At 71.0% G+C, this 26,972-nt stretch carries 23 protein-coding genes; 16 read left to right on the top strand and 7 right to left on the bottom strand.

The features are described from left to right. Positions 1-64 precede the first annotated feature (64 nt). On the top strand, positions 65-361 hold the full coding sequence (locus tag ACIQNU_RS20095; protein ID WP_401368087.1) for a tetratricopeptide repeat protein: 297 nt from the start codon (positions 65-67) through the stop codon (positions 359-361). Between the two features lie 2 nt (positions 362-363). On the opposite strand, the gene ACIQNU_RS20100 is transcribed toward ACIQNU_RS20095, so the two are convergent. Both ACIQNU_RS20100 and ACIQNU_RS20105 read right to left on the bottom strand, forming a co-directional pair. Beyond that, positions 364-1,614 carry an MFS transporter gene (locus ACIQNU_RS20100; RefSeq protein WP_401367948.1) on the bottom strand — a complete coding sequence of 417 codons (1,251 nt, stop codon included), beginning with the start codon at positions 1,612-1,614 and terminating at the stop codon, positions 364-366. 3 nt (positions 1,615-1,617) lie between these two features. Beyond that, entirely contained in the window at positions 1,618-2,250 is a 633-nt protein-coding gene (locus ACIQNU_RS20105) for an ArsR/SmtB family transcription factor (protein WP_401367950.1), read from the bottom strand. 170 nt (positions 2,251-2,420) lie between these two features. On the opposite strand from ACIQNU_RS20105, the gene ACIQNU_RS20110 reads away from it, so the two are divergent. After that, positions 2,421-3,191, top strand: a complete 771-nt coding sequence (locus ACIQNU_RS20110) for a TetR/AcrR family transcriptional regulator (protein ID WP_401367953.1) — start codon at positions 2,421-2,423, stop codon at positions 3,189-3,191. 26 nt (positions 3,192-3,217) lie between these two features. Here the strand turns inward: ACIQNU_RS20110 and ACIQNU_RS20115 are convergent, their stop codons facing one another. Together ACIQNU_RS20115 and ACIQNU_RS20120 are read right to left on the bottom strand one after the other, a co-directional pair. Continuing rightward, complete coding sequence (locus ACIQNU_RS20115; RefSeq protein WP_401367955.1) at positions 3,218-3,907, bottom strand: GntR family transcriptional regulator; 690 nt, start codon at positions 3,905-3,907, stop codon at positions 3,218-3,220. A gap of 68 nt (positions 3,908-3,975) precedes the next feature. Beyond that, positions 3,976-5,187 (bottom strand): prolyl oligopeptidase family serine peptidase, encoded by a 1,212-nt coding sequence (locus ACIQNU_RS20120; protein WP_401367958.1) that lies wholly within the window; start codon positions 5,185-5,187, stop codon positions 3,976-3,978. Between the two features lie 304 nt (positions 5,188-5,491). Between ACIQNU_RS20120 and ACIQNU_RS20125 the strand changes: the two genes are divergently transcribed. From ACIQNU_RS20125 to ACIQNU_RS20165, 9 genes are all read left to right on the top strand, one after another. Further along, the gene (locus ACIQNU_RS20125; protein ID WP_401367961.1) at positions 5,492-6,721 is read left to right on the top strand and encodes an amino acid ABC transporter substrate-binding protein; all 1,230 of its coding nucleotides are present in this window, start codon (positions 5,492-5,494) and stop codon (positions 6,719-6,721) included. Next, on the top strand, positions 6,721-7,605 hold the full coding sequence (locus ACIQNU_RS20130) for a branched-chain amino acid ABC transporter permease (protein ID WP_401367963.1): 885 nt from the start codon (positions 6,721-6,723) through the stop codon (positions 7,603-7,605). Before ACIQNU_RS20125 ends, ACIQNU_RS20130 begins: the two co-directional genes overlap by 1 nt. Next, positions 7,602-9,455: an ATP-binding cassette domain-containing protein gene (locus ACIQNU_RS20135; RefSeq protein WP_401367966.1), complete on the top strand. Its 1,854-nt coding sequence runs from the start codon at positions 7,602-7,604 to the stop codon at positions 9,453-9,455. The genes ACIQNU_RS20130 and ACIQNU_RS20135 overlap by 4 nt, the downstream gene beginning before the upstream one ends. Beyond that, the gene (locus ACIQNU_RS20140; protein WP_401367968.1) at positions 9,452-10,186 is read left to right on the top strand and encodes an ABC transporter ATP-binding protein; all 735 of its coding nucleotides are present in this window, start codon (positions 9,452-9,454) and stop codon (positions 10,184-10,186) included. The genes ACIQNU_RS20135 and ACIQNU_RS20140 overlap by 4 nt, the downstream gene beginning before the upstream one ends. After that, positions 10,183-11,340: a hypothetical protein gene (locus tag ACIQNU_RS20145; RefSeq protein ID WP_401367971.1), complete on the top strand. Its 1,158-nt coding sequence runs from the start codon at positions 10,183-10,185 to the stop codon at positions 11,338-11,340. The genes ACIQNU_RS20140 and ACIQNU_RS20145 overlap by 4 nt, the downstream gene beginning before the upstream one ends. 75 nt (positions 11,341-11,415) lie before the next feature. After that, positions 11,416-12,633: a DUF5624 domain-containing protein gene (locus ACIQNU_RS20150; RefSeq protein WP_401367974.1), complete on the top strand. Its 1,218-nt coding sequence runs from the start codon at positions 11,416-11,418 to the stop codon at positions 12,631-12,633. Continuing rightward, positions 12,633-13,451, top strand: coding sequence for an alpha/beta fold hydrolase (locus ACIQNU_RS20155; protein ID WP_401367977.1), 819 nt, complete (start codon positions 12,633-12,635; stop codon positions 13,449-13,451). The genes ACIQNU_RS20150 and ACIQNU_RS20155 overlap by 1 nt, the downstream gene beginning before the upstream one ends. Before the next feature lie 101 nt (positions 13,452-13,552). Next, positions 13,553-15,634 (top strand): FAD-dependent oxidoreductase, encoded by a 2,082-nt coding sequence (locus ACIQNU_RS20160; protein ID WP_401367980.1) that lies wholly within the window; start codon positions 13,553-13,555, stop codon positions 15,632-15,634. Next, positions 15,634-16,578 carry a fumarylacetoacetate hydrolase family protein gene (locus tag ACIQNU_RS20165; RefSeq protein WP_401367983.1) on the top strand — a complete coding sequence of 315 codons (945 nt, stop codon included), beginning with the start codon at positions 15,634-15,636 and terminating at the stop codon, positions 16,576-16,578. The genes ACIQNU_RS20160 and ACIQNU_RS20165 overlap by 1 nt, the downstream gene beginning before the upstream one ends. A gap of 61 nt (positions 16,579-16,639) precedes the next feature. On the opposite strand, the gene ACIQNU_RS20170 is transcribed toward ACIQNU_RS20165, so the two are convergent. The 3 genes from ACIQNU_RS20170 to ACIQNU_RS20180 form a co-directional block, all read right to left on the bottom strand. Further along, the gene (locus ACIQNU_RS20170) at positions 16,640-17,377 is read right to left on the bottom strand and encodes a TetR/AcrR family transcriptional regulator (protein WP_401367986.1); all 738 of its coding nucleotides are present in this window, start codon (positions 17,375-17,377) and stop codon (positions 16,640-16,642) included. Between the two features lie 106 nt (positions 17,378-17,483). Continuing rightward, positions 17,484-18,383, bottom strand: a complete 900-nt coding sequence (locus ACIQNU_RS20175) for an SDR family oxidoreductase (RefSeq protein WP_401367989.1) — start codon at positions 18,381-18,383, stop codon at positions 17,484-17,486. A 100-nt stretch (positions 18,384-18,483) separates the two neighbouring features. After that, positions 18,484-19,230, bottom strand: a complete 747-nt coding sequence (locus ACIQNU_RS20180) for an SDR family oxidoreductase (protein ID WP_401367992.1) — start codon at positions 19,228-19,230, stop codon at positions 18,484-18,486. Positions 19,231-19,934: 704 nt separating this feature from the next. Between ACIQNU_RS20180 and ACIQNU_RS20185 the strand changes: the two genes are divergently transcribed. From ACIQNU_RS20185 to ACIQNU_RS20205, 5 genes are all read left to right on the top strand, one after another. Further along, positions 19,935-21,413 carry a sugar transferase gene (locus ACIQNU_RS20185; protein WP_401367995.1) on the top strand — a complete coding sequence of 493 codons (1,479 nt, stop codon included), beginning with the start codon at positions 19,935-19,937 and terminating at the stop codon, positions 21,411-21,413. A 76-nt stretch (positions 21,414-21,489) separates the two neighbouring features. Then, positions 21,490-22,806, top strand: coding sequence for a nucleotide sugar dehydrogenase (locus tag ACIQNU_RS20190; protein ID WP_401367998.1), 1,317 nt, complete (start codon positions 21,490-21,492; stop codon positions 22,804-22,806). Continuing rightward, positions 22,796-24,076, top strand: a complete 1,281-nt coding sequence (locus tag ACIQNU_RS20195) for a glycosyltransferase family 4 protein (RefSeq protein WP_401368000.1) — start codon at positions 22,796-22,798, stop codon at positions 24,074-24,076. Before ACIQNU_RS20190 ends, ACIQNU_RS20195 begins: the two co-directional genes overlap by 11 nt. Then, positions 24,073-25,464, top strand: a complete 1,392-nt coding sequence (locus ACIQNU_RS20200) for a Wzz/FepE/Etk N-terminal domain-containing protein (protein ID WP_401368003.1) — start codon at positions 24,073-24,075, stop codon at positions 25,462-25,464. Before ACIQNU_RS20195 ends, ACIQNU_RS20200 begins: the two co-directional genes overlap by 4 nt. Beyond that, positions 25,461-26,972: a Wzz/FepE/Etk N-terminal domain-containing protein gene (locus ACIQNU_RS20205; protein ID WP_401368006.1), complete on the top strand. Its 1,512-nt coding sequence runs from the start codon at positions 25,461-25,463 to the stop codon at positions 26,970-26,972. Before ACIQNU_RS20200 ends, ACIQNU_RS20205 begins: the two co-directional genes overlap by 4 nt.

Raw genomic sequence — 26,972 nt, forward strand, 5'->3', positions numbered from 1 at the left:
CGACACGTACAGCCCCGAGTACTACGGGCACGGGACGGCCGCGGAGCGCTGGGAGCGTGCGCGGATGTTCTTCGACGCCAAGGAGTACGTGACGGCGGCGGGCGTCCTGGAAGGGCTGGTCGACGAGGTGCCGGAGCAGGTCGCACCCCGGCTGCTGCTGGCACGGGCGTACTACCACGCGGCCCGACTGCGGCTCGCCGAGGAGCAGTTGCTCCTCGTCCTGGAGCGGGACCCGGTGGAGGGCTACGCGCGGTTGATGCTCGGCCGCACGCTGGAACGCCAGGGCCGGGACGCGGACGCGGCGCCGCACCTGCGGATGGCGGCGGCGCTCGCGGGTGAGTTCACCCCGACGGGTCGCTGACGTCACAGCTCCGCCGTCCGTACCGCCGGGGTGAGTCCGACGGCCGCCGCGAGCGCGCACACCGCGCCGCAGGCCGTGAAGAACACCCCGGTCCCCCAGGCGGCGGCGACCAGACCGGTGAGGGGAAAGAGCAAGGGACTGAGCCCGAGGGTGCCCAGGGTCGTCACGGAGGTGACGCGGCCCAGGTACCGGGGCTCGGTCCTCTGCTGCACCAGCGCGTGCCCGATCGCACCGGGGACCCCGCTCGCGGCGCCGAGTACAGCGCCCAGAGCCATCGCGGTGGCCGGTGTACCGGCCTGCCCGAGGGCCGTGACCAGGACCGCGGTCACCACCAGGGACGCGGTGAGTGCCGCGCCCGCGCGCGGAACGCGGGGTGCTGCGGTGAGGGCGAGCCCGGTGACGGCACCACCCACACTGAACGCGGCGAGGACCCCGCCGAGCGCGGCCGGGCCCCAGCCCCGCTCGCCGGCGAGGAGGACGAGCCCCGCGGCGAGCGGCCCGCTGAAACACATCTCGCCGAGCGCGACGACCAGCACGAGACGGCTGAGGCTCCGGTTCCGGCGCAGGTGCCGTAGTCCATCGCAGAGGTTCGCCCATGGCCCGGCGCCCTCTCCCCCGGCCACCGGTGAGCCGGTGGCCCCTTGGCAGCCGGCCTGCGGGACCCGTACCGCCGCCAGCAGCCCCAGCGAGGCCACGAACAGCAGCGCCACCACCCCGAAGGCGGCGCCGGGCCCGCGCGCGGCCAGCACGGATGCGGCGATCAGCGGCCCCACCGCGTTGCTCAGCCGCACGGCCAGGGAGCGCATCCCCTGCACCCGGGCGAGCTGCCCGCTCGCGGTGAGCCGGGGCGGCAGCGCGCCGACCGCCGGCATGAACACCGCGTCGACCACCCCGAACACGAACGCCAGCAGGCACAGCGGCAGCAGCCGGGGGCCGTGCGCGTACGTCAGCGCGGCGACGGCGATGACCACCGCGCAGCGCACCAGATCGCTGCCGATGAGGACGCGGCGCGGCCCGAACCGGTCGGCGAGTACTCCTCCGCCGAGCATCAGGACGGCCCGGGGTATCGCCCCGACGGCGAGCACCAGCCCGACCGTGGTGGGACCGGCGACCCGAGTGACGGCCCAGGTCAGCGTCAGGTAGTAGGCGACGTCGCCGGTCACGGACGCCGTGTAGGCGCCGAGCCAGCGCAGCACGTTGAGGTCCCGGTACGCGGCCCGCCCCCCGACCAGCGCCACCTCGTCCCCCCGCACCGCTCACTCCCCGTCGGTGAGCAGGGGATACGCCTGCACGCGCACCGTCACTGGCGCGGCGCCCGTGGACTCGGCGCCCGTGGACTCGGTGTCCGCCGACGCGGCGTGCTCCCGGTAGCGGTCGACCACGGCGAGCAACTCGGTCTTCATCCGGTCCAGTTCGGTGGGTGTCAGGCGCAGGGTGTGGTCGGTGAACGCGGACACCGCGAACCACTCGTCGGCCATCACCGGCACGGTCTCGGTGGCGGCCCGGCGCAGGGCCTCGCCGTGCGCCATCGCCAGCGCCTGGACGTACGCCCTGCTGTCCGCCGCGCCGGCCAGGTCCGTGTCCGCGGGGTCGTGCATCGAGATCCGGTGCCGGGCGCGCCACCAGCGGTCGCGCCGGTTGCCCCGGGCGGTGTCCTCCTCGATGAGCCCGCCGGCCGCCAGCCGCCGCAGGTGGTAGCTGGCCGCTCCGGAGTCCAGGTCGAAGTGGCCGGCGAGCTGCCCGACGGTCGCGGGGCCGTGCTCCCGCAGCCGGTTGAGCAGCGCGAGCCGTGTCGGGTGGGCGAGGACGCGCAGGGCCGCGGTGTCTAGGGTGACGGTCCCCGTGGGTTCGTCGGTCGCCGATTCAGCGGTCGTGGGTTCGTCGGTCATGGCGTGCATTCTAGATTCAGAAGAGTCCTTCGCGAAGAGATGTTCCAGAAGAGATGTTCCTGAATGTTTCTTCGCGAAGAATGCTTCGGAATCACGGCTATAGCATGGCGCCGAGAGATCAACAGCCCAGGCTCCGCGCAGGCAGGCCGGGGCAGTCAAGGGCGGTCGACATGTCAGCAGAACCCTCCGAGGCCCCCGGAGCCTCCGGACCCGCCGGAACCTCCGGAGCCGCGCGGCCTCCGCTGCGGCGCGATGCCGAGCGCAACCGCCGGCGGATCATCGAGGCCGCCCGTGAGGTGTTCCGGGAGCGGGGGCTCGGTGCGACGCTCGACGACGTGGCGCGGCACGCGGGGGTCGGGGTGGGGACGGCCTATCGGCGTTTCGCCAACAAGGAGGAGCTGATCGACGCGCTCTTCGACGACATGGCCGAGACCGTGCACACCCTGACCGAGGAGGCGGCGGCCGATCCCGACCCGTGGCACGGTCTCGCGTCCTGCCTGGAGAGGGTCTGCGAACTCCAGTCGTTCGACCGGGGGTTGCGCGAGGTGATGCTCGGGAGCGGGCGGGGACCGCAGCGGCAGGAGCGGATGCGGGCGCTGGTCAGGCCCGCGCTCGACCAGTTGCTCGCCCGCGCCAAGGAACAGGGGACGCTACGGGTCGATGTGGCCGAGTACGACATGCCGATGATCCAGCTAATGGTGGCCACGATCACCGAACGGACCGGGCACCCGGATCTCTGGCGGCGGTACCTGCGGCTGCTGCTCGACGGGTTGCGGGCGCGGCCGGAGGGCGAAACGGAGCCGCTGCCCGTCGTACCGCTGGGCGACGACGAGTTGATGGTGTCGCTCAGCGCGTCGAGCGAGCGCGAGGCCAAGGCAGCGGCACAGGCACACGCGCAGGCGCAGACACAGGCACACGCGAGCGGACTCAAGACCCGCTGAACTCGGGGCCGCACCCCCGAAATCCCCTACGGCCCCTCCGCCCCGTCCCCCTCCCCGTACATCGCCGCCGCGTCCTCCACATGGGCGATCGCCGCCGCCTCCGCCCGCTCCGGGTCCCCGTCGACGATCGCGCTGACGATCGCCTCGTGGTGGACGGGTGTGAGGTTCTCGCGGCGCCGTACATTGCTCAGGCTGACGATCGCGAACCGCGCCCAGATGCGGTCGAGCGCGTCCTCAAGGAGCGGGTTGCCCGACAGCCGTGCCAGCAGCATGTGGAAGTCGAGGTTGGCCCGCCAGGCGCCCTGCGGATCGGCGGGTTCGGCGAACTCCTCGACATGGTGGGCCGCGTCCTTGAGCGCGGTGAGCTGTGCCGGTGAGAGCAGTCCGTCGCGCTGGGCGGTCGCGGCGAGTTTCGCGGCGAGCGCGTCCAGCGCGCCGTGCAACTGCATCGCGTGCCGCATCTCCTGCGGCGAGAGCGAACTCACCACCACACCACGGCCCGTGGAGGTGACCAGACCGTCGCTCTGGAGCCGGCGCAGCGCCTCGCGGACCGGCGTACGGCTCATGCCGAGGTCCTCGCAGATGCCGAGTTCGGTGAGTCGGTCCCCGGGGTGGTACGCCCCGGACATGAGTCTCTCGCGTAGCCGCAGGTAGGCCAGTTCGGCCTGGTTGTGCATTCCTGGGCGCTCTGAGGCACGGCCGCCGGCTGAAAGCATGCTCAATGTATACATTGCATCCGGACGGCCGCGCAACGCACCGGAACCTCTCCGCGACGCGCCGGAATCTACGCCCGCAACTGCTTGTCGAGGAAGTCGACCATGTACCCGAGGGCCTTCTTCGTGATCCACGGCTTGCCCGCTTCGGTGTCGCCCATGAACGCCATGTCGCCGTGGTCGGCGCCGGTCAGCACATAGCGGGTGCTGTCGGCGCCCTTCGCGCGCAGCGCCTCGTGCAGCAGGAGGGTCTGGCTCGGCGAGATCAGGCGGTCCTTGCTGCCGTGCATCTCCAGGAAGGCCGGGTCGTCGCCGTCGGCGTAGGTGGCGGGGTCGGCGGCGGCGACCTCGTCGGTGTACTCGGCCACGGACTTGTCGGCGCCGGACGGTCCGTACACATACAGGGCGAGGTTGTTGCCCGGGGCCACGTTCGCCGCCTTGGCCGCGTCGTCGTAGTCCGCGCCGACCTTGGAGAGGTCGGAGGCGCCGAACTTGTCGATGACCGCCTGGACGTCGCTGCTCCGGTCCAGGTGGTCGCCGGACTCGAAGTCCTTGACGCCGTTGGTGGTGCCGACCATCGCGGCGAGGTAGCCGCCGGCGGACTCGCCCCAGACGGCGACCCGGTCCGGGTCGATGCCGTACTCGTCGGCATGGGCGCGGAGGTAGCGGATCGCCGACTTCACATCGCTGACGCCCTCCTTGTACGTGGCGCCGTCGGCCGTGGTCCGGTAGGTGATCGAGGCGACCACGTAGCCCTGTTCGGCGAGGTAGGTCCGCTGGTCCAGGGCCGCCGCCTTCTGGGCCTGCATGAAGCCGCCGCCGGGGAGGTACACGACCAGTGGCTTGGTGGCCGAGCCACCGGCGGGCGTGAGCACGTCCAGCTTGAGGTCGATCTTCTTGCCGGTGTCCGAGGGGGACGCGTACACGAGGTCCTTGTGCGCCTCGACGTCCGTGGTGCCGCACTCGATCTGCGGGCCGTCGGCGGTGACGACCTCGCTCGTGCTGGTGTCGCTCGGGGCGATGGTCTTCGCGATCGGGATGGACGGGCGGTCGGGGGTGGCGCCGCCGTCCGGGGCCGACGGCGTCGCGACTTCGGTCGTCGGGCAGGCCGTGGGGGTCGCGGACGGTGCGGACGACGTGGACGCCGTGCCCCCGCCGCCGTCGGAGCAGGCGGCGAGCGTCAGCCCCAGGACGGTGGCGCCGGCCAGCAGCCGGGCCAGGCCGAACCTCCTCGGGAGGGCCGCGCCGATCTTCCTCTTCGTGGATGTACGGGATGTGCTCACGTGGGGTCCTCTTCTCGGTCAAGCCATCCGGAGAGATGATCTCCGGTTCTGGAGTTCACCGTGACACTACCCGGAGATGGTGTCTCCACTTCACTCCGGCGGCCGTATTCATAGCGCGAACAAAGGGTTACCGAGCGGTAAGAGCTATTTCGCATCAACCCGTGACGCGCACCTTGTCGAGCGATGGAGTGCAATGTATACATTGCACATCAACGACGGGGCCGCCGCGATCCGGGCCCCGGAACCGCACCGCCATCACGATCCCCTGAACCGCCATCATGATCACCAACCCGAGGTGAGTGCCATGCCAGGAATCGGCCGAAGCGGACGGCGAAACGCCCTGCTCTGTACGGCGACAGCGGCGCTGCTCGCAGCCACCGCGTGTGGCTCGGGCTCCGCGTCGGGCTCGGGCAGCGGCCCGATCAAGGTCGGCGCCTCACTGCCCCTGTCGGGCCCCGTGGCCGACGCCTCCAAACCGGCGTACGAGGGCTACAAGGTCTGGCTCGACCAGCTCAACAAGAGCGGTGGACTCCTCGACCGCGACGTCGAGCTGAAGGTCCTCGACGACGGCTTCGACCAGAACACCGTCGTGACCAACTACAACCGCCTGATCAGCCAGGAGCGCGCCGACCTGCTGCTCGGCACCTTCTCGTCGAAGCTCAACCTGCCCGCGTCGGCGGTGGCCGAGCGCTCCAAGATGCTGTACGTCGAGCCGTCCGGCGGCGCCGAGGAGATCTTCAGCCGGGGCTACGACTATCTGTTCTTCGCGCAGCCCAGCACCTCGCTCGACCTGCCCGAACAGTTCGTGAACTGGGTGAAGGCGCTGCCGGCCGGCGAACGGCCGAAGACCGCCGCGTATCCGACGCAGGACGACCCGAACACCGATGTGACGATCGCGGAGTTCCGCAAGGAGCTGAGCGCGCTCGGCGTGAAGTCGGTCTACAGCGAGAAGTACGCGCCGGACACCGTCAACTTCGACTCGATCGCGAGCGGTATCGCCCGCGCGAAGCCCGATCTGATCGTGCACGGCGCGGTCGCGATCAACGACGGCGCCGGACTCGTCAAGGCGCTCCAGAAGCAGCAGTTCAGCCCGGAGATGATGTTCCAGACGAACAGTCCGAGCGTCACGGGCTCCTATCCGGAGGCGGTCGGCACGAAGAACACCGAGGGCATCTTCACCTCGGCGGCCTGGAGCCCGAAGGCCGACTATCCGGGCAACGCGGCCTTCGTGAAGGCGTACACGGCGGCGTACGGCTCCGCGCCCAACGACGACGCGGCGAACGCGTACACGGCGGGTCAGGTGCTCGAAGCGGCCGTGAAGGGGGTCGGCAGCCTCGATCAGAAGAAGCTCGCCGACTGGCTGCACTCGCACACCGTGCAGACCATCGTGGGCCCGCTGAAGTGGGACGAGCGCGGGGTGCCGGACGGCGACATGCTCCTCGCGCAGTGGCAGAACGGGAAGTTCGAATTCGTCGCGCCCGAGAGCCAGAAGACGGTGGACGCGGCCGTGAACCCGAAGCCCGGGTGGTCGTGATGGGTACGTTCTTCCAGGCGCTGGTCCTGGGAGGTCTGGTCGGCGGTGTGTACGCCCTCGTCGCGTCCGGTATGAACCTGATCTTCGGCGTGATGCGGGTCGTCAACCTCGCACAGGGCGGCATGCTCATCCTCAGCGCCTATCTGACGTATTCGCTGTGGCACGCGACCGGGCTCGACCCGCTGCTCCTCGTCGTCGTCACGACACCGTGTCTGCTGGTCGTGGGCTGGGCGACGTACTACGTGTTCATCGAGCGGTCCCGGACCACCGATCCGTCGATGGCGCTGGTGACGACCTTCGGGCTCACCCTGGTCACCAAGGGTGTCATCGCGCTGATCTGGGGCAATGAGGCGCGCTCGGTGACACCGGGCTACGCCAACAAGTCCTTCTCGCTGCTCGGTCTGAAGTTCCCGGAGGCGCAGGTGTACGCGTGCCTGATCGCGGCGGTCGTCCTGATGGGCCTGTACGTGCTGCTGCGCCGCACCTGGCTGGGCCGTTCGCTCCAGGCCACGGCGTCGAGTGCGGAGGGCGCGCGGCTGATCGGTATCGATGTGCGCGCGACCTGGGCGGCGGCGTACGCGCTCGGGGTCGCCGCGGCCGGGGCGGGCGGGTCGCTGCTGAGCGTGTTGTATCCGTTCATGCCCAGCTCGGCCGACCACTGGATCGGTCTGATGCTCGCGATCATCGTGCTCGGCGGCATGGGAAGCCTGGCCGGCAGCGTCCTCGGTGCCGTGATCATCGCGCTCGCCGAGTCCCTGACCGCCACCTATGTGTCGCCCGACTGGGCGGCGGCGGTCCCCTATCTGGCGATCATCCTGGTCCTTCTCGCCCGTCCCCAGGGCCTGTTGGGCACCCGACTGCGAGAGGACATGGCCCGCGCATGACCATCCACCGCATCCGGGCGGCCGGGATCGGCCTCGCGGCCCTCGCGCTCGCCGTCCTGCCGCTCGTCTCCGACAACGCCTATCTCCAGAACATGGCGATCATGGCGTTCCTCCTGGCCGTCATGGCGTCCGGCTGGAACATCATGTCCGGCTACACCGGCTATGTGTCCCTCGGACAGAGCGCCTTCCTCGGCGTCGGCGCGTACACCACGGCCCTGCTGTCGATCCACACCGGGATGTCACCGTTCCTGGCCGCGCCCGTCGGCGGTGTGGTCGCCGCCGGCGCCGCGCTGCTGCTCGGTCTGGTGGGGCGCCGCACCCGGGGCATCGCGTTCGTCATCGTCAGCTTCGCGTTCCTGGAGTTCACGGCGCTGCTCGTGTCCAACTGGTCGTCGCTGACCAACGGCAACCACGGCCTCGCGCTGCCCCTGCCGACCTGGGACAGCGCCTACCTCAACTGGCCCTTCTACTACGCCCTCCTGGCGCTGCTCGCGCTCACAATCTGGGGGTCATGGGCGATCCGCAGGTCCAAGTTCGGCATCGGTCTCATGGCGATCCGTGACGACGAGTCGAAGGCCGACGGGATCGGCGTACGGACCGACCGGTACAAGATGCTCGCGTTCGCGGCGAGCGCCTTCCCGATCGGTGTCGCGGGCGGGATCTACGGCTACTACATCGCCTTCCTCGAACCCGCGTCGATGTTCGACATCGTCATCGCCATGCAGATCGTGCTCGCCGCGCATCTGGGCGGTGTGGGCACGCTGTGGGGCCCGGTCCTGGGCGCGTTCCTCCTGGAGCCGCTGAACCAGTTCACCAACCAGAACCTCAGCGGCCCGGACGCCGGCTCCTGGCGGCTGATCATCTACGGCGCGCTGCTCGCCGCGATCGTCCTGTTCTTCCCGAAGGGGGTGCTGACGGAGGGCCTGAACTGGCTGACGCGGCTGCGGCGTTCGGGTCCGGTGGCGCTGGCGGGTGTGCGACTGGCCGAGGTTCCGGAGCGGCTGCCCGCCGCGCTGACGGTGCGGGAGCGGGTGCCGGAGCCGGGGGCGGGGGCGGGGGCGCCACCGCTGCTGCGGGTCGAGGGGCTGGAAAAGTCGTTCGGCGGGGTGCGGGCCGTGCACGGGTGCTCCCTGACGGTCGCGCGCGGGTCGATCACCGGTCTCATCGGACCCAACGGCTCCGGCAAGACCACCGTGTTCAACCTGCTCGACGGCACCCTCACCGCCGACAGCGGCACGGTCCACCTGGGCGAGCGCCGCATCGACGGCCTCCCTCGCTGGCAGCGTGCCCACGCCGGGCTCGCCCGCACCTTCCAGGCCACCCGCGTCTTCCCGCAGCTCACCGCCGTGGAGAACCTGGCCGTGCCCAGCCGCACCTTCTCGGCGGGGAAGCTGCGCACCTCGGCGGTCAGCGGCCAGGAGGCGGCCCGCGCCCGGGAATGGCTCGACTTCGTCGGGATCGGCGCGTACGCGGACCATCGCGCGGGCGGGCTCTCGTACGGGCAGCAGAAGCTCGTCGAACTGGCCCAGGCCCTGATGCTGGAGCCGGAACTCCTCCTTCTCGACGAACCGGCCGCCGGTATCAACCCCGCGCTGGTGGAGCGGCTGAGCGACATCGTCCGCAAACTGAACGGCGCGGGGACGACCGTCCTGGTCGTGGAGCACAACATGCCGCTGGTCCTCTCGCTCTGCGACCACATCCATGTCCTCGCCCAGGGCGCAGTCATCGCGAGCGGCCCGCCCGGACAGATCGAGCGGGACCCGGCGGTCCTGGACGCCTACCTCGGCGACCACGCGCCCGCCCCGCGCGGCGGCGAGGCGGCCTCGGGAGTCTCGGGAGTCATCGCATGATCACCTTCACCGATCTGGTCGCCGGATACGGGCGCGCGGGAGACATCCTGCGCGGTGTCGGCTTCACCGCCGTCGAATCCGCCATCACCTGCATTGTCGGCCCCAACGGGGCAGGGAAATCAACCGTGTTGAAGGCGTGCAGCGGGCTCCTCCGCCCCCGGGGCGGCCGGATCCTGCTCGGCGGCGACGAGATCGGGGGCCTGTCCCCCGCCGCGATCCTCAAGCGTGGCGTGGTCCAGGTCCCCCAGCACCACGGCCTGTTCCCGGCCCTGTCGGTCCGCGAGAACGTCATGCTCGGCGCCTACGTCAACCGCCACGAACGCGAACGCAACCGCCGCCGCTACGAGGAGATCTGCGCCCTCTATCCGCTGATCGCCGACCGCGCGTCCGACAAGGCCGCGTCCCTCTCCGGCGGCCAGCGCCGCACCGTCGAGTTCGCCCGCGCCCTGATGCTCCGGCCCCGTGTCGTACTCCTCGACGAGCCGACGCTCGGCCTCGATCCGAAGGCGTCCGCGCAGCTCGCCGACTCCGTCACCACGCTCAACCAGGAAGGGGTGACCGTCCTCATGGTCGAACAGAACGTACGCTTCGGCCTCACCCTCGCCGACCACGCCGTCGTCATGGAGGGCGGCCGGGTCCTGCACACCGGCAACGCCGACGACCTGCTCGCCGACCCGGAGATGGCGCAGCTGTTCTTCGGGGCGACGCCGAAGGGGCAGGTGGCTTCATGACCGCGACCTCTGAGGGCGCCCCGCGCCAGGACCCGTATCTCACGGAGGTGCAGCGCATCGCGGCGTCCGGTGCGCGGGCCGCCGAACCCATCCGGATCGGGGACCTGGAGCTGCTGGCGATCCCCCAGCTCTCCTACGACGCGCCCGGCACGCCCCCGGGAATGAACGGCGGCGACAGCGACACCGAGCTGCTGCTTCTGCGGCGCGGCGACGGCGACCGCTACGAGCCGTGGGGGAAGCTCACGGCGCCCGGCGGCGAGGACGCGGAGTTCTTCCGGATCGGGGAGCGTTCCTTTCTCGCCGTGGCGAGCATCCGCAGCGGCTCTGGGCCCTATCGGTACGTCGTCGACTCGACCGTCTTCGCCTGGGACGGCGGCGCTTTCGTGCCGTTCCAGTCGTTCCCCGGATTCGCGGCAAAGCAGTGGCGGCACTTCACCATCGGCGACCGGCACTTCCTCGCCCTCGCGCAGGGTGTCGCCGTACCGGGGCACGAGTCGGAGAACCGGCCGTCCGAGATCCACGAGTGGAACGGCGAACGGTTCGAGCACTTCCAGGACATCCCCTCGCAGTGGGCGTACAACTGGCATGCCCTCACCGTCGACGGCACGCACTTCCTGGCCCACGCGGACCATGTCACGCCCAGCGTCCTGTACCGGTGGGACGGCGCACGGTTCGTCGCACACCAGGAGCTGGCGGCCCGCACCGGCCGGGCGTTCGCCTCCTTCACCGACCCCGCGACCAACACGCCGTACCTCGTCGTCGCCTGCATCGAGGAGGGCTCGGCGGTGTGGCGGTGGAACCGCGAGCGGGGCGTCTTCGAGGAGCACCAGCGGATCGGGGACGGGCTCGGCGCGCGGGAACTCGCCGTCATCCGCACCGCACGCGGCCTGTACGTCGTCCGGGTCAACTTCATCCTGGGCACGCCGGCCGATCCGACCACGGCACTCGCCTCGCAGATCTACCGGTGGCAGGACGAACAGCTCGTGCGCGTCGGGGAGTTCCCCACCACGGGCGGAACGGATGTCGCCGTACTCGCGGACACGGAGGGGCGCGGGGTGCTGCTCGTGCAGACCAACGCGCTCAGCCCCGATGTGCGTTTCGCGGCCGACAGCGTCGTCTACCGCTTCACGGACCAGGTCGTGTCCACCACCTGAGCGCCCCGACCGCCCCGTCCGTCTCACCGGCCGCGCGCCCCACGCCGCGGTCCGGCACGCAGAGAGGAGTGCGGCATGCCCGCGCCTTCGCAGGAAAGCCCTGAGCTGATCGACCTGTTCACCACCTATACCGCCGGGCCCGACAGCATCGGCGCGCATCTGCGGGACGCCGCCGTGCGGGCGGGCGCCGACGATCCGCTGCTCGTCGTCACGGGCGCCGACATGGCGCTGTACCCGGGCGGCGGGAGGCCGCCCACGGTGCTCGGCTTCCGGCTGTCGACGCGAGGCTTCAAGGAGCTGGCGGCCGTGTCGCACCTCGGTCCCGCGCTCGCCTCGCTGGCCGCCCTGAAGCGCGGCGACGAGCGCGGTGTGTGGCGCGCCGACGCCCTGCGGCTCCTCACGGAGGTGCGGCGGTCCCGGGCGGCCAACGACGTCGCCCTGTGGCGGGACCGGATCGCCGCGCCGTCGTACCGGGGCCGCGAGGAGGCCATCGCGGCGATGGTCGACTACTCCTGCGACCTCACCGAGCGCTATCTCGTACGGGCGCTCGCCGACCCCGCGTATCTGAGTGAACGCACCCTGCGCGAGGACTACTTGGACGACGGCGACCCCGGCGAGCTGCCGGTGTCGTTCAACCGGATCATGGTCGCGACGTTCTTCCTCGTCGGGATGGACAACGCGCACCGGTTCATCACCTGGTGCGACGTCCAGGGCGTCGACTGGGAGCGTGCGATGGTCGTCATCGCCGGGCAGCAGGGCCGGCCGACGGCGGGCGTGACGTGGCGCACCAGCAGCGTCGCCGCGATCGTCCTCGCCGCGTCCCGCCACAAACTCCCCCTGGACCGGCTGTACATGGCGCCGCACGCCCCGGTGTTCGCGACCCCGGCGGACGGCGACCTCAGCGAGGTCGCCGCACTGGAACCGGCGCTGCGCGCGCTGTGGGCGGGGACCCGGGCGACCGTGGACCTGGGGGCGACGATGTTCGAGGGGTATCCGGCCTTCTCGCCGAGCGGGGGCGACGAGGCGGTCCTGTCCTTCGGGGACACCACCACCGAGGTCGGCGAGATGCCGCCGATCCGGTCCGACGACGACTGGCGCGCGCTCGTCACCCGGCTGCGGGTGGTGATGGAGGACCCCCGGCAGCTCCTGTCGGGCGCGGTCAGCGACTACGCGGCGCAGCAGCTCGTCGCCCATGACAACGACCCGCTGGCGATCACGGTGCCGGGTCTCGACGGCGAACCGTATCCGGGTCTCGCGGCGGCGAGGGAGACCGCGGGACGGAGGGCCGTGTGATGGAGCGCCAGTTCATCGACGTACCGGGTGGCAGGGTCGCGTACCAGGTGGTGGGGGACGGGCCGCGCACGGTCGTGTGGGTCCACGGGCTGCCGCTCGACTCGGACTCCTGGGCCCATCAGCGCCGCCACTTCGCGCCGCTCGCCCAGAACGTGTTCCCCGATCTGCGCGGCTACGGGCACTCGGACAAGCTGCCGGCCGACTGTACCGATGTCACCCAGCAGTACGTGGACGACCTGCACGCGCTGACCGCCACGCTGGACGTCGAGGACATCGTGCTCGTGGGTTTCGCGTCGGCCGGACATGTGGCCCTGCGGTACGCGGCCCAGCATCCGCAACGGGTCTCCGATCTGGTCGTCATCAACGCGTCGCCCCGGTTCCGGCGGGGACCGGACTGGCCCTGGGGGTTCACCGACGAGGGGATCGCGCACTTCACGGACGCGGCGCGGGACGGCGGTATCGAGGCGCTGACCGACGCCGTGCTCGAACCGTCCCTCGTCTTCCGTGACGTGGACGCCGAGGAGGCCGGGCGGCTCGTGGAGTGGTTCCGGCCGATGAGCCTCCACGCCGGAGTGGCCACGCTTCTCGGCTTCTTCGACGGCATCTCGCGGGACGACGACCGGGCGCTGCTTCCGCTGATCCGGGCGCGGGTGCTGGTGGTCGCCGCGACGATCGGGCAGGAGGTCCCCTCCGATGTGGGGCTGTATCTGCGCACCCATGTTCCGGGCGCCCGGCTGGTGGAGATTCCCGGCGCCGACCATTTCGTCTTCGCGACACGGCCCGCGCTGATCAACCAGTTGATCGAGCAGGTCCTGTGATCGAGCGGTCCTGAACGCGGGCTGAGCCCCGACTCATCCATTGCCCCTGCTTATTGTCCCTGTCCCTCGTCCGCCCCGTCTGACACTCAATGAGGAGAGCCATGACCAGCGCACCCGCATCCGCCCTGGACGCCCCTGACACCCCGCACCCCGTCTACCCCCGCCTCTTCTCACCCTGGAAGCTGCGCGGCCACACCGTGAAGAACCGCATCGTCTTCCCGCCGACCTGTGCCACCTGGGTCGACAACATCGCGAGCGGCACCTTCACCGACATGGCCACGGCGTACTACGAGGAGCGCGCGAAACACGACGTCGGCCTGATCGTGATCGGCGCGACCCATGTGCACCCCGACTCGGTGGGTGCCCCGGTGATGACCGCGCAGCTCTTCAACGACAACAACATCGAGCCGCTGCGCAGGATCGCGGACGCGGTGCACCGGCACGGCACGAAGATCGGTATCCAGCTCGTCCATGTCGGGATGCGCAGCCAGCCGACGCCACGGCTCGATCCGCTGTGGGACGAGGACGCCACGTGGGCGACGGTGTCCCCGAGCCAGGTGCCGCTGGGCGAGTTCCCCGGCTCGATGACGCCGAAGGAGCTGAGCGAGGAGGAGATCCTTGAGCTGATCGCCTCCTTCGCCGCGGCGGCGGGCCGGGCCGTGCGCGGCGGTCTCGACGGTGTCGAACTGCACGCGTCGCACGGCTACTTGGCGTGGCAGTTCCTCTCCCCTCTCTACAACAAGCGCACCGACCGGTGGGGCGGCTCGCACGAGAACCGGCTGCGGTTCGTCGTGGAGTGCCTGCGGGCGATGCGCGAGGCGATCGGCCCGGACGCGTTCCTCGGCTACCGCATCAACTCCACGTCCTTCTGGCCCGGCGATCTCGAACTGGCCGATGTCCAGCGGATCGTGGCGGACATCGAGGCGCGCACCGACATCGACTACGTGAATCTGTCCGCCGGTGTCCACCACGCCTTCATCCACACCCCGATGCACTACGAGGCGGGCTGGGAGCGGGAGTACGCGCGCGCCGTCAAGGAGGTCTCCGGCAAGCCGGTGTTCCTGGTCGGCCGGGTCACCACACCCGAACAGGCCGAGGAACTGCTGGAGTCGGGCGACGGGGACGTGATCTGTCTGGGGCGGCAGATGTTCGCCGATCCGGAGTGGGGCACCAAGGCGCGCGAGACGCGGTCGGAGGACATCCGGCGCTGTGTCGCCGCCAACTACTGCTGGCGCAGCGCCTCATCGGGCCGCCGGGTGCAGTGCGTCTACAACCCGACCATGGGCCGCGAGGGCAAGTGGGGCGCGGGCACGCTCCTCCAGATCGAGCACAAGAAACGCGTCCTGATCATCGGTGGCGGACCGGCGGGCCTGGAGTGCGCGCGGGTCGCCGCCGCGCGCGGCCATGACGTGACCGTCCTGGAGGCGGAGCAGCGGACCGGCGGCCATGCCCGGCTGCACGCGCTGCTGCCCCGGCGCTCCGAGTACGGCCGGATCGGGACCTGGCTGACCGAGCAGGCCGCCAAGAACGGCGCGAAGATGATCACGGGGTCGCCGGTCGACGCGGACAACCTGGACGCGGTCATCGACGCCTACCGCCCCGACCATGTCGTCGTCGCCACCGGCTCCCGTCCGACATCCGACGGCTTCCAGGGCTGGACCGGTGAGCCGATGCCGGGTGTCGCCACCGCCCACGTCCTCACCTGGGAGGATGCCGTGGCCGGTACGGGTGAGGCGCACGGCCGTGTCGTCGTCCTGGACGACCTGGGCGATGTCACGGGACCGCTGACCGCGGTGGCGCTCGCCGACCGGCCGGGCGTCGAACGGGTCTCCCTCGTCACCCGCTGGCCCATGATCGGCATGGACACCCTCGCCGATGTGGCCTTCGAGTGGATCATGCCGCAGGTCTACGAGAAGGACATCGACATCGTCGTGGACCACTTCGTGGACACCTTCGACGGCACCGCGATACGGCTGAGGAATCTGCACCGGCCGGATGCCGCGCCGCGCCGCACCATCGAGGCCGACACCGTCGTCATGGCGGTCTCGCGCCTGTCCGTCAACGGTCTGCTGCCCCTGCTCCGCGAGCGCGCTGTCAGCGCCGAGGCCATCGGCTGCGCGGTCGCCCCGCGCGGCACCTACGAGGCGGTCTACGAGGGCCACCGCGCCGGAAGGAAGATCTGATGCCGGACATGGAACCCACGCCGGGCCTTCCGTACCCCTCGCTCACGGGCCTGGGCAGTGTCCTCGTCGGTGGCGAGCGCCGCGCCGCCGTCCTGGCGGGCCCCCGCATCGGGCTGACCGGGCTGACCGGCGGCCTGGACGCCGCGATCCGGGCCGGGATCGACCCGCGTGACGCCGTCGTCCGCTGGGTGGACGCCGACACGGTCACCCTGGACGCGCCCCTGCGCCCGGAGGTCGTCCACTGCCTGGGACACACCTACGCGAGTCACGTACGCGAGAAGGAGGCCGCCGGGCACACCGCCGACGAGAAACCGGAGGAGCCCGAGTACTTCCTCAGGGCCGGCCAGACGATCTCCACCCCCGGCGAGCCCTTCCGCCTCGACCCCGCCCACATCGCCAAGTTGGACTACGAGACGGAACTCGGCATCGTCATCGGCCGCCGCACCAGCCGCGTCCCGGCCGGCGAGGCACTGGCCCATGTCCACGGCTATCTCGTCGTCAACGACCTCACCGCCCGCGAGCGCCAGATCCGCACGGCCGCCGACGGCACCCAGCGGATGGCCGCCGACGCCGCGAAGAACTTCGACGGCGCCACCCTGCTCGGCCCCGCCGTGACCCCGGCGGCTGCCGTGCCGGACCCGGGAGCCCTGGAGGTGTCCACCCTCGTCAACGGCGAGCTGAAACAGTCCGACACGACGGCCGCACTGCTCTTCTCGGTGGCCGAACTCGTCTCCTACCTCAGCCACTTCCTCACGCTGCTTCCCGGCGCGGTGGTCGCGACCGGGACACCCGGCGGCACCGGCTGGTCCACGGACGGCGCACTCGGCGGCACCGGCCTCACTCCCCCGGGCTGCACCCCGGCCCGCTACCTCCGCGCCGGCGACCGGTTGATCAGCCGGATCACGGGGGTCGGGGAGGCCCGGCTGGAGGTGACGGCGGCATAAACCACTAGCCACTCACGACTCACCACCCGCCACTCGCCACTCGCCATTCGTCCGGTCCTGGTCACGCCCCCTGGGGTGTGTTCGCGAGCCGGGTCAGCCACTCGGTCAGGAGAGTCGCCTCGGCCGGGGTGAGGTCCGTGCCCTGTTGTTGGCGCAGCATCGCGGCCAACCGGGCCGCCGTGGACGCCACCCGCACCTCCTCGGTCCCCGCACCGCCCGCGCCCACGGGTGCCTGGTGCGGGACCAGGGCCTCCGGGGTGAACACGGCGGCGTGCACGGAGTCCCGTACCCGCGGGGACACGGTCCTGTCGGTGAACGTCGCCGGGCGGGCCACCAGCATCAGCGCCACTCCGACATTCGCCGACATGACCATCTGGGCGGCCAGTTCGGGGGCGAGGCGCAGCTTGCCCTGTGCGGCGGCGCGCTCCAGATCCCGGGTGAGGATCTGATGGGACTCCAGGGCAGCCGCCGGGGGTGTGCGCATGGCCGGGGAGTTCATCAGCCGGTACAGATTCGGGTTGGCGAGGGCGAACTCCACATGGCTGTCCCAGCCGTCCCGGAGATCCTGGACGGGGTCGGCGCCGGGCCGGTGCAGGCGCTTCGTCGCCAGGTACTTGTCGAACCCGAAGTCGACGACGGCCGACAGCAGCCCTTCCTTGTCCCCGAAGTGCCGGTACAGCGCCGGCGCCCCCACCTGAGCGGCCTCGCACACGGCCCGCGTCGACACGTCCCCGTCGGGCGACTCGGCGACCAAGTCCGCGGCCACTTCCAGGATCCGTGATCGCGTGCTCGTGCTCATGGACGGGACGCTATCAAGGGCGGCGTAACGGCGATACGGGAGTCCGTGGCGGTGGTCCCGGCGGGAACCGCGACCCCCGCAGGGCGGCGCGCCCCGGCGCGCACGTTCACCGGGCACCCACCGGGTGCGGGGCGAGGAGGTCGTCCAGGCCTATGCGGGTGAGGAATTCGGCGCGGATGTGGTCGGCGACGGCACTGACGGTCTCGCTGCCGTCGTCGGCGGGGTCGATGTGGACCCGGAACGGCCGCTTGCCGTGCTCGGTGCCGACGACCTGGACGATGGCGTCGGCGACCTGGGAGACGTCGGCGTCGGCCGGGGCGAGGTCGGCGAGGCGCTGGGCGACCTGGTCCATGAGCCCGGCGTACACGGCTTCGTAGGCCGGGACGACGGTCTGGTCGGCGGGGTGTCCGCCTGTGGCGAAGTGCTGGGTGCCGGAGGTGAAGGAGCCCGGGACGACGATGGTGGTCTCGATGTCGAAGCGGGCCAGTTCGGCGGCGTAGGAGACTGCCAGGGCATCCATGGCGGACTTGGCCGCGAAGTAGGGGGCGAGATAGGGCGGGGTGCCGCCGCGGGTGGAGGTCGAGCCGACCCACAGGACCAGGCCGTGCCGCTGGGCGCGCAGATGAGGCAGGGCGGCGCGGTTGACGCGCTGGGTGCCGAGGACGTTCGTGTCGTAGACGGCGGCCAGTTCCTCGGGCGTGAACGCCTCGGTGGGGCCGGTGACCATGTGCCCGGCGTTGTGCACGAGGACGTCGAGGCGGCCGGCTTCGGCGAGCACGGTGTCGACGGCTGCGTCGGCGGACTCCTGGGACAGCACGTCGAGTTCGACGGTGCGCAGGTCCACGGCGTGTTCGGTGGCGTACGCCTGGGCGTCGGTGACGCGGGCGGCGTTGCGTCCGGTGGTGTCGCGCATCGCGGCGTAGACGGTGTGTCCGGCCTGGGCCAGGGCACGGGCGGACAGCGCGCCGAAGCCGGAACCGGCGCCGGTGATCAGGACGACGGACATGACGGAACTCCTTCACGGCAGAAGGGGGCGGGACGGTACGGACGGGTACGGCTGTACGGATGGGTACGGCTGGGGGACGGCGTGGGGCTGGGGCCGGTGTCTAGGCGATGCCTCCGTTCGCCCGGAGGACCTGGCCGTTGACCCAGCGGGCCGGGCCCGCGAGGAAGGACACGACCTCGGCGATGTCCTGTGGGGTGCCGAGGCGCTCCAGCGGGGGCTGCGCGGCCATTCTCGCGATGGTCTCCTCGTCCTTGCCGTCCAGGAACAGGGCCGTGGCGGTGGGGCCGGGCGCCACGGCGTTCACGGTGATGTCCCGGCCGCGCAGCTCACGGGCGAGGACCAGGGTCATGGCCTCGACGGCGCCCTTGGTCGCGGCGTACCCGCTGTAGCCCGGGAGGGCCAGCGCCACCACGGAGCTGGAGAAGTTGATGATCGCGCCGCCGTCCCGCACCCGGCGCGCGGCCTGCTGGTCCACGACGAACGTGCCGCGGATGTTGGTGCGGTGCATCCGGTCCAGGGCGTCGAGGTCGGTGTCGACAAGGCGCGCCAGGGTCAGGACTCCGGCGGCGTGGACGACGACGTCGACCCCGCCGAAGGTGCGCTCAGCGGCGTCGAAGACCTCCGCCATCGCGGTCTCGTCGGCGACGTCGCCCTGGTGGGCGATCGCCTCGCCGCCGGCGGCGGTGATGGCCGCCACCGCTGCGTCGGCCTCGGTCTTGTTGCCCGCGTAGTTCACGACGACGGCGAACCCGTCGGCGGCGAGGCGCTCGGCGCTCTCCCGCCCGATACCCCGGGACCCTCCCGTGACGACGGCGACGCGGCGCGGTGTGGTCGGCTGCTCACTCATGACATGGCTCCCTGCCTCGTGGGGCGCGGTTCCGCCCCCGACAAGAACAACGCTAACACCATTGGAGTAGCGACGCTACCCCTGGACGTAACAAAGCTACGCCCAAGGTGCGAATCACCACCCCCCAACAGTCCTGCCGAAGATCGTCAACCCAGCCTGGGCGCGGCCCAGTTGTCGTTACCCGGACGTCTCCGGCCATCAGCGTCAGCGGCCCCGAGAACCCCCGTCTTCACAGGTCACAGGCGCGTCTTCTTGATCGATCCACCAGTGGGCGGTAATCGACCTGTGGATCCGGCGTCAAAGCTCCCGCACAAGTTGCACACATTCCCTCTCCATACCGGTCTGGATGGTCTAGATTGACCGTGCTTCAGGTGGTCGGACACGACGCGAACAGAAATGATCTTTAAGTCCGGCGCCGGACGTGGGGGTGATCAATTCTTCGAGCCCGAGAGGGGGCCTTGGGCACGGAGAACATCCGGGGTTTCGACAGGTTTCTGCGCACCTCGAACAAAACCTGGCAGGACATACAAGTCGGCTGCCGCCAGGGTGGGTTGTTCACATCACGCTGAAACAGCCGGAACGTCATGCGCGAGGGGCGGGAACCTCCCGGGGGGAGGAGCAGTGCGGCCGGGAAGCGGGGGCCTCCCGGCGGGAGGGGCAGTGCTGGGCGAACACGTCGAACCGCTGTTGACCTGGGGGGTCCTGTGGAGCAGGGGGAATTAGTCGACCCGTTTTCGTCGGCGCGCGGGCGTCCGGCGAGCGGGTCGATCAGAAGGCCCGCGACCGACTGGGAGGAGCAATACCGCCGTGCCGTGATCATCGGCGACACCGTGGCCACCGCCTTCGTGGTGGGGGCGATAGGCAACTTCTTCGGGGCCCGGGACGCGGCCAACTGGCACGAGAAATGGGGAATTCTCGCCTTCGGCACAGAATTGCTGGTGCTGGGAGCGCTTGCGGTGAGCCGGTCGTGGGCTCCGGCCGTTCTCGGCCAGGGCGCAGAGGAATTCCGCCGGCTCGGCCGCTCACTGTTCACGGCGGCCGTCGTACTGGCGCTCGGCGGTATCGCCCTCACCTCGCGCAACATCAAACTCTGGATCTTCGTCGCGATACCGGCGATCGCGCTCACCACCATGACCGAGCGGTATCTCCTGCGCCTCTGGCTGCACAAACAGCGGAAAGAGGGACGGTGCCTGCGCCCGGTACTCGCTGCCGGGAGCCTGGCCACCGTGCGCGACCTGATCACCCGAACCCGCAAACTCCCGCACCTCGGGTGGCGGGTGGAGGCGGTGTGCACACCGGACGGCCTCTGGCTCGACGGCGACCGACTGGACGGAGTACCGATCGCCGGCCGACTGACGGATGTCGCCAACCACGTCCGCCGCGACGGCTACCGCGTCGTCGCGCTCACACCGGACCCGCACTGGTCACCGGATCGGCTGCAACGGCTGGCCTGGAACCTCGAAGGCAGCGATGTCGAGATGATCGTGGCCCCCGTGCTGATGGAGGTGGCCGGCCCGCGGCTGCGCGTCGACGCGGTGCTCGGGATCCCGCTGCTGCGGGTCAGCATGCCGATCTTCACCGGGGGGCGCCGGGCCATCAAGGAGGTCGTCGACCGGATGGGCGCGGCGGTCCTGCTGATGCTGTTCGCACCACTGATGGCGCTCGTCGCGCTGCTCGTGCTGGTGGACAGCCGAGGTGGAGTGTTCTACCGCCAGCGCAGGGTCGGCAAGGACGGCCACGAATTCACCATCGTCAAGTTCCGCACCATGGTCACCGGGGCCGACAGGGCACGTGCCGAGCTGGCCGACCTCAACGAGGGTGCCGGACCGCTGTTCAAACTCCGCCGTGATCCGCGGGTGACCCGAGTGGGAGCGATGCTGCGCCGGTACTCGATCGACGAACTCCCCCAGCTGTTCAACGTACTCACCGGATCGATGTCGCTCGTCGGGCCGCGGCCTCCGTTGCCGGAGGAGTCCGCCGCGTACGGCCCGGACATCCGGCGGCGGCTGCTGGTCAAACCCGGGCTCACCGGCCTGTGGCAGATCAGCGGGCGCAGCGACCTGCCGTGGGAGGAGGCGGTCCGACTGGACCTGCGGTACGTGGAGGACTGGTCGCTCGCCCTCGACACAGTGATCTTGTGGAAGACGCTGCGTGCGGTGCTTCAGGGACAGGGGGCCTATTGATGAGCGGGGCGGAGCGTCGTCCGGTCGGCTCGGGGACGGCAGGCCGAAGGGGCCTGCCCGGGGGGAGGAACGGGATATGAGGGTCAGCGTCCTGGGGCTCGGCTACGTGGGCTGTGTGTCGGCCGCGTGCCTGGCCAGCCTGGGCCACGAGGTCATCGGGGTGGACGTGAACCAGGTGAAGGTCGACCTGGTCAACGCCGGCCAGGCCCCGGTGGTCGAGGAGCGGATAGGCGAACTGATCGCCGAAGTCGTGCGGTCCGGAGCCTTGCGCGCGACCGGCGACGTCCGCGAGGCGATCATGGGCAGCGAGGTGTCACTGGTCTGCGTGGGCACTCCGTCGGAGCCCAACGGCAGCCTGTGCACCACCTACCTGGAGCGGGTCACCGAGCAGATCGGTGCCGCGGTGGCCGAGCGGGGTGGGCGGCACACCGTCGTGTTCCGCAGCACCATGCTCCCCGGCACCTGTCTGAACCTGCTGGTACCGATTCTGGAGAAGTACGCGGGCGGCACGGCCGGGGTGGACATCGAGGTCGCGGTCAACCCCGAGTTCCTGCGCGAGGGCACGAGCGTGCGGGACTTCTTCGACCCGCCCAAGACCGTCATCGGCGAACTCGACCCGGCCGGCGGCGACATAGTGGCGGCGCTGTACGACGGACTGCCCGGTGAGGTGTTCCGGGTGCCGATCCCGACCGCCGAGGCGATCAAGTACGCGGACAACGCGTTCCACGGCCTCAAGATCGGCTTCGCGAACGAGCTGGGCGCCGTGTGCCAGGCGCTCGGAGTCGACTCGCACCAGGTGATCGACGTGTTCCTGGCCGACCGCAAGCTGAACATCAGCCCCGCCTACCTTCGGCCCGGCTTCGCCTTCGGTGGCTCCTGCCTGCCCAAGGACCTGCGCAGCCTGCTCCACGCGGCACGGCGGGCCGACGTCTCGGTGCCCATCCTCGCCCATGTACTGCCCTCCAACTCCGAACATCTGCAGCGCGCGGTGGAGTTGGTCGAGCGCACCGGCAAACGCCGCGTTGGCCTGTTCGGGTTGTCGTTCAAACCCGGCACCGACGACCTCCGCGAGAGCCCGCTCGTCGAGCTGGCGGAGAGGCTCTTCGGCAAGGGGTACGACCTGCGGATCTACGACCCCAACGTGAATCTCTCCCGGCTGCTCGGCGCGAACCGCGAGTACATCGAGACCCGGCTGCCCCACCTCGCGCAGCTTCTCGCGGAGTCCGCCGACGAGGTGCTCGCCCATGCCGAGGTATGCCTGGTCGGGACCAAGGACCCGGCCGTGCTGTCCGTGCTGCCCCATGGTGACGGCCCGGTGATCGTCGACCTCATCCACCTTCCCGACGCCGACGCGCGCCGGACCGAACCGGGGTACATGGGCCTTGCTTGGTGACACGTCGTTCGATGACACGGTCAGCGGCGACGGGCCCACCCGTCGCGCGCTGATCCTGGTGGAGAACCTGTCGGTGCCGTTCGACCGGCGCGTGTGGCAGGAGTGCACGACGCTGCGCGACGCGGGCTGGACGGTGCACGTCATCTGTCCCCAGGGGACAGCGCGGGACACGGAGCCGGAGACGGAGATCGACGGGGTGCGGATCCACCGCTACCCGTTGCGCGCCGCCACCGGAGGGCCGGCCGGCTATCTGCGGGAGTACGGGTCGGCGTTGTGGCACACGGTCCGGCTGGCCCGCAAGGTCGGCCCGGTCGACGTGGTCCACGCCTGCAATCCGCCGGACCTGCTGTTCCTGCCGGCGCTGTGGCTGAAGCGGCGCGGGGCACGGTTCGTCTTCGACCAGCACGACCTGGTACCCGAGCTGTACCTGTCCCGGTTCGACCGCGGTGAGGATCTGCTGTACCGCGCCGTGCTCGCACTGGAACGGCGGACCTACCGGGCCGCGGACATCGTGCTCGCCACGAACGAGAGTTACCGGGACGTCGCGCTGCGCCGTGGCGGTCGGCGCCCGGCGGACGTCTTCGTGGTGCGCAGCGCACCCGACACCGACCGGTTCCAGCCGGTCCCGCCCGAGCCGGAGTTGAAGCGCGGCAAGCCTCATCTGCTGTGTTACGTGGGCGTCATGGGCCCGCAGGACGGCGTCGACTACGCCTTGCGGGCCCTCGCGAAGCTGCGTGACGAGCTGGGGCGGACCGACTGGCACGCGGTGTTCATGGGCGCGGGCGACAGCTTCGACGCCATGGTGGAGCTGTCCCGACGGCTCGGCCTCTCGGAGCAGGTGCAGTTCACCGGGCGCGTCCCGGACGCCGACCTGGTGCGCCACCTGTCCACCGCGGACGTGTGCCTCTCCCCCGACCCCCGCAATCCACTCAACGACGTGTCGACCATGAACAAGGTCATGGAGTACATGGCGATGGGCCGACCGATCGTCTCGTTCGACCTCCGCGAGGCGCGGGTATCCGCCGGTGAGGCGGCCCTCTACGCGCCCGCCAACGACGAGGCCGAGTTCGCCAAGCTCATCGCACTGCTGCTGGACGATCCGGAGAGACGGGCCCGGATGGGCAAGATCGGCCAGGAGCGGATCAGCGGCCCGCTCTCCTGGCGGAGTTCGCAGGCGTCGCTGCTCGCCGCCTACGCCGCGGCCTGCCGTGACACCGCTCAGGTGTCGGCGGGCGACCCGGACCGGTCAGGGAGAAGGCCGCACCGTTGAGCGATGACACGATACGCCTGGTCACCCTGGGCAGGATCATCCGTCGGCGCCGACGGCTTCTCGCCCTCCTCGCCGTGGTGGGTGCGCTCGTCGGCTACGGCTCCTCGCTGCTGTTCCCGCCGCGGTACACGGCGTCAGCATCGGTACTGCTGCCGGGCGCGTGGCAGGAGCGCGAGCTGCTGACCCAGGCGGAGATCGCGACCAGTTCGGTGGTGCTCGACCCCGCGGCTGCCACGCTCGGCTGGACCGGGACCGGCGGCGACGAGCTGCGGGATCGGGTGAGCGCCACGGCCGCCGACGGGAACATCATCAAGATCTCGGGCACGGCCGAAACCCCGGAGCGCGCCCAGCGACTCTCCGACCAGGTGGCCCAGCAGTTCGTCACGTTCGCCGCGCGGATCGCGGGCGCCGACACCGACCCCGAGGCGGCAGCGCGGCCCGAGGCACTGCGGCAGATGGTGGTGGCGACCAGCCGCCGCATCACCGAGCTTGCCGATGCGGCCGATCCGGGGAAGTCCGTGGAGAGCGTGCAGGCCCGTACCGAACTCGCGAAGCTACGGACCGCGCTGCAGGACGCCATCAAGAAGCTGGACCAGGCCGACCCGGCATCCGACAAGGCCACCATGGTCGTCATGGGGCCGGCGGCCCGGCCGTCCGGCGAGGCGGCGCCGACGAGGGTGCAGCGCATCGTCGCCGGGGCACTGCTGTTCTTCCTGCTCGCGGTCGTCGGCCATCTCACCGCCGCGCGCATGAGTCGCCGGCTGCGCGCGGAACCGGAGATCGCGGCGGCGCTGGGCTCGGCGCTGCTGGGTACCGTCGACGTACCTGGTGACCTGCCCGCGCACCGGCGCAAGGGCCGTGGCCCGCGGGCCCGGCTCCGCCGGCTGCTCGGCGTCGACGTCCCGTGGGACATACCGGCCCCGCAGCTCTCGGGCAACGAGGCCGACAGGCAGATCCGCAGCCGACGGGTGTACGCCCGCCTCCGGGACCGGCTGCCGGCCCCCCGGCGGTTGCTGGTTGTCGTGCCGGACGGCGACGAGCCGGCCCGCGAGGCCGCCGGGCAGCTCGTCGCCGAGGCCGAGCGCTCCCCAGGCTCTTCGAGCGGGGGAAAGCCCCTGCTGCGGGTGGTGGGGGTGTCGGTGTCCCGGCCGATGGTGCCGGACCGCGACGGCGAGTCCGGTGTCCTGGTCGTGCTCAGCGCGGGCATGTGGAACGCGAAGGAGTTGGCCGGCATCGCCGAGGCGTGTGCGGATGCCGGGCAGGAGGTCGTCGGCATCGTCCTCGCCGCCCTGGTCCGGACCCGTCCGACGCGGCCCGCCGGCCACCCCACGGATGGAGCCACGCCGACGATCACGGTAGGCGCCGGCGCGACGGAAGGTGCGGTGTGACGACGAGCACGACTTCGGAACCGACGACCGGCCCTCCGCTGCTCGACCTGCACGCACTGGTGATCGCGGTGCGCAGGCGCCGCCGTCTCTGGTGCTCCATGGCTCTGCTGGGGCTGCTCGTCGGCGCGGCGGTGGCGGTCCTCATGCCGCCGCCACCGACCGCGACGACCAAGGTGCTGGTCGCGCATCAGGGGGACCAGCCGAACGACCCCGGAACGCTGATCCGCACCGACGTCGAGCTGCTGCAGACCACACGGATCGCCAGTACCGCCCTGCGGTCGCTCGGGTCCCCGGTGAAACCGGAGGACTTCATGCGGGACTACGGGGGTATCGGCCTGTCCAACAACCTGCTGCAGATCACTGTGACAGGTGACAGCGATGCGGAAGCGGTGGCGCGGGCCAAGGCGCTGGCCGACGCGTTCGTCGCTGACCATGTGCGGCGGATACGGGAGGCCGCGGACGCCGAGGCCAAGAGCCTGCTCGCCCAGCGTGACCGCATGCAGGACGAACTCACCCAGGTCGACAAGGCAATCGAGGACGCACCGCCGCAGAGTGGGCAGACGGCGTCGGCCACCATGGAGTCGCTCTTCGCCCGCCGGGCCGAACTCACCTCGCGGATCACCGATTTCGGCCGGCGAGCCGACGAGGCGCGCGTCGGCACGCCGCAGCTCATCGCCGGCACCCAGATCGTGGACACCCCCCGCGCGGTGCGGCACTCCCTGCCCAGGGCCGCTGCCACCGACGGCGCGATCGGGCTCGTCCTCGGGCTCGTCATCGGACTCGCGATGGCCGCGGTCGGCGCGGTGGTGGCGGACCGGCCCGTGCTGCGCCGGGAGATCACGGCGCACCTCGGCGCCTCCGTCATCGCGGAGCTGCGCCGGTCGGCCGGGCTGTGGCGGCGCCGCCGGAACCGGGCGGAACGGACACGGCTCACCGCGATGCTGGCCCGCACCGTGCGCGGCTCCACGGAGCCGATGTCGCTGCTGGAACTGGGCTGTGCGCGCAGCACGAGCGCGCTCGCCCTGGACGTCGGCGGAGCGCTGGCCGAGGAGGGGCCGGTGGTGATCGTCGACGGTCTGCCCGGCCTGCGGCTCGCCCGCCGCCGCCCGAAGCCGGGAGACCCGACCGTGGTCGGCGGCGAACGTGCCGCGGCCGTGCCGCCCGGGGAGCGCCGGCTCGGCGTCGGCTCGGTGGCGCCCGGCGCGGCGTGGACCGACCTCCCGTACCTCGGCACACGGACCGTGCTCGTCGTACGGGCCGGGCACAGCAGCGCCGCGTGGCTGCACACCGTGGCGCGACAGCTCGCGGACCTGCGCATCCCGGTGATCGGTGTGGTGCTGATCGACCCGGATCCGCGTGACCGGACCGACGGCACGCTGTGGAACGGGCTGCACACCGCGCTGCGCGGGCGCGACGAGCGGCCGGTCCGGCAGAACGAGGGGGGCCGGGCGCGCACGGAGCGGCCGTCATGGGCACGGACCCCGGACATCGACCAGGAAGCGCGGTAG

Origin of the sequence: Streptomyces sp. NPDC091292 (genome assembly GCF_044757265.1) — a bacterium.
Taxonomy (GTDB): domain Bacteria; phylum Actinomycetota; class Actinomycetes; order Streptomycetales; family Streptomycetaceae; genus Streptomyces.

What these genes read in the sequence shown, in the direction of transcription:
- ACIQNU_RS20095 (WP_401368087.1), top strand. Translation starts at nt 65, where the DNA reads ATGTTCTTCGACGCCAAGGAGTACGTGACGGCGGCGGGCGTCCTGGAA.
- ACIQNU_RS20105 (WP_401367950.1), bottom strand. Translation starts at nt 2,250, where the DNA reads ATGACCGACGAACCCACGACCGCTGAATCGGCGACCGACGAACCCACG.
- ACIQNU_RS20110 (WP_401367953.1), top strand. Translation starts at nt 2,421, where the DNA reads ATGTCAGCAGAACCCTCCGAGGCCCCCGGAGCCTCCGGACCCGCCGGA.
- ACIQNU_RS20115 (WP_401367955.1), bottom strand. Translation starts at nt 3,907, where the DNA reads ATGCTTTCAGCCGGCGGCCGTGCCTCAGAGCGCCCAGGAATGCACAAC.
- ACIQNU_RS20125 (WP_401367961.1), top strand. Translation starts at nt 5,492, where the DNA reads ATGCCAGGAATCGGCCGAAGCGGACGGCGAAACGCCCTGCTCTGTACG.
- ACIQNU_RS20130 (WP_401367963.1), top strand. Translation starts at nt 6,721, where the DNA reads ATGGGTACGTTCTTCCAGGCGCTGGTCCTGGGAGGTCTGGTCGGCGGT.
- ACIQNU_RS20135 (WP_401367966.1), top strand. Translation starts at nt 7,602, where the DNA reads ATGACCATCCACCGCATCCGGGCGGCCGGGATCGGCCTCGCGGCCCTC.
- ACIQNU_RS20140 (WP_401367968.1), top strand. Translation starts at nt 9,452, where the DNA reads ATGATCACCTTCACCGATCTGGTCGCCGGATACGGGCGCGCGGGAGAC.
- ACIQNU_RS20145 (WP_401367971.1), top strand. Translation starts at nt 10,183, where the DNA reads ATGACCGCGACCTCTGAGGGCGCCCCGCGCCAGGACCCGTATCTCACG.
- ACIQNU_RS20150 (WP_401367974.1), top strand. Translation starts at nt 11,416, where the DNA reads ATGCCCGCGCCTTCGCAGGAAAGCCCTGAGCTGATCGACCTGTTCACC.
- ACIQNU_RS20155 (WP_401367977.1), top strand. Translation starts at nt 12,633, where the DNA reads ATGGAGCGCCAGTTCATCGACGTACCGGGTGGCAGGGTCGCGTACCAG.
- ACIQNU_RS20160 (WP_401367980.1), top strand. Translation starts at nt 13,553, where the DNA reads ATGACCAGCGCACCCGCATCCGCCCTGGACGCCCCTGACACCCCGCAC.
- ACIQNU_RS20165 (WP_401367983.1), top strand. Translation starts at nt 15,634, where the DNA reads ATGCCGGACATGGAACCCACGCCGGGCCTTCCGTACCCCTCGCTCACG.
- ACIQNU_RS20170 (WP_401367986.1), bottom strand. Translation starts at nt 17,377, where the DNA reads ATGAGCACGAGCACGCGATCACGGATCCTGGAAGTGGCCGCGGACTTG.
- ACIQNU_RS20175 (WP_401367989.1), bottom strand. Translation starts at nt 18,383, where the DNA reads ATGTCCGTCGTCCTGATCACCGGCGCCGGTTCCGGCTTCGGCGCGCTG.
- ACIQNU_RS20180 (WP_401367992.1), bottom strand. Translation starts at nt 19,230, where the DNA reads ATGAGTGAGCAGCCGACCACACCGCGCCGCGTCGCCGTCGTCACGGGA.
- ACIQNU_RS20190 (WP_401367998.1), top strand. Translation starts at nt 21,490, where the DNA reads ATGAGGGTCAGCGTCCTGGGGCTCGGCTACGTGGGCTGTGTGTCGGCC.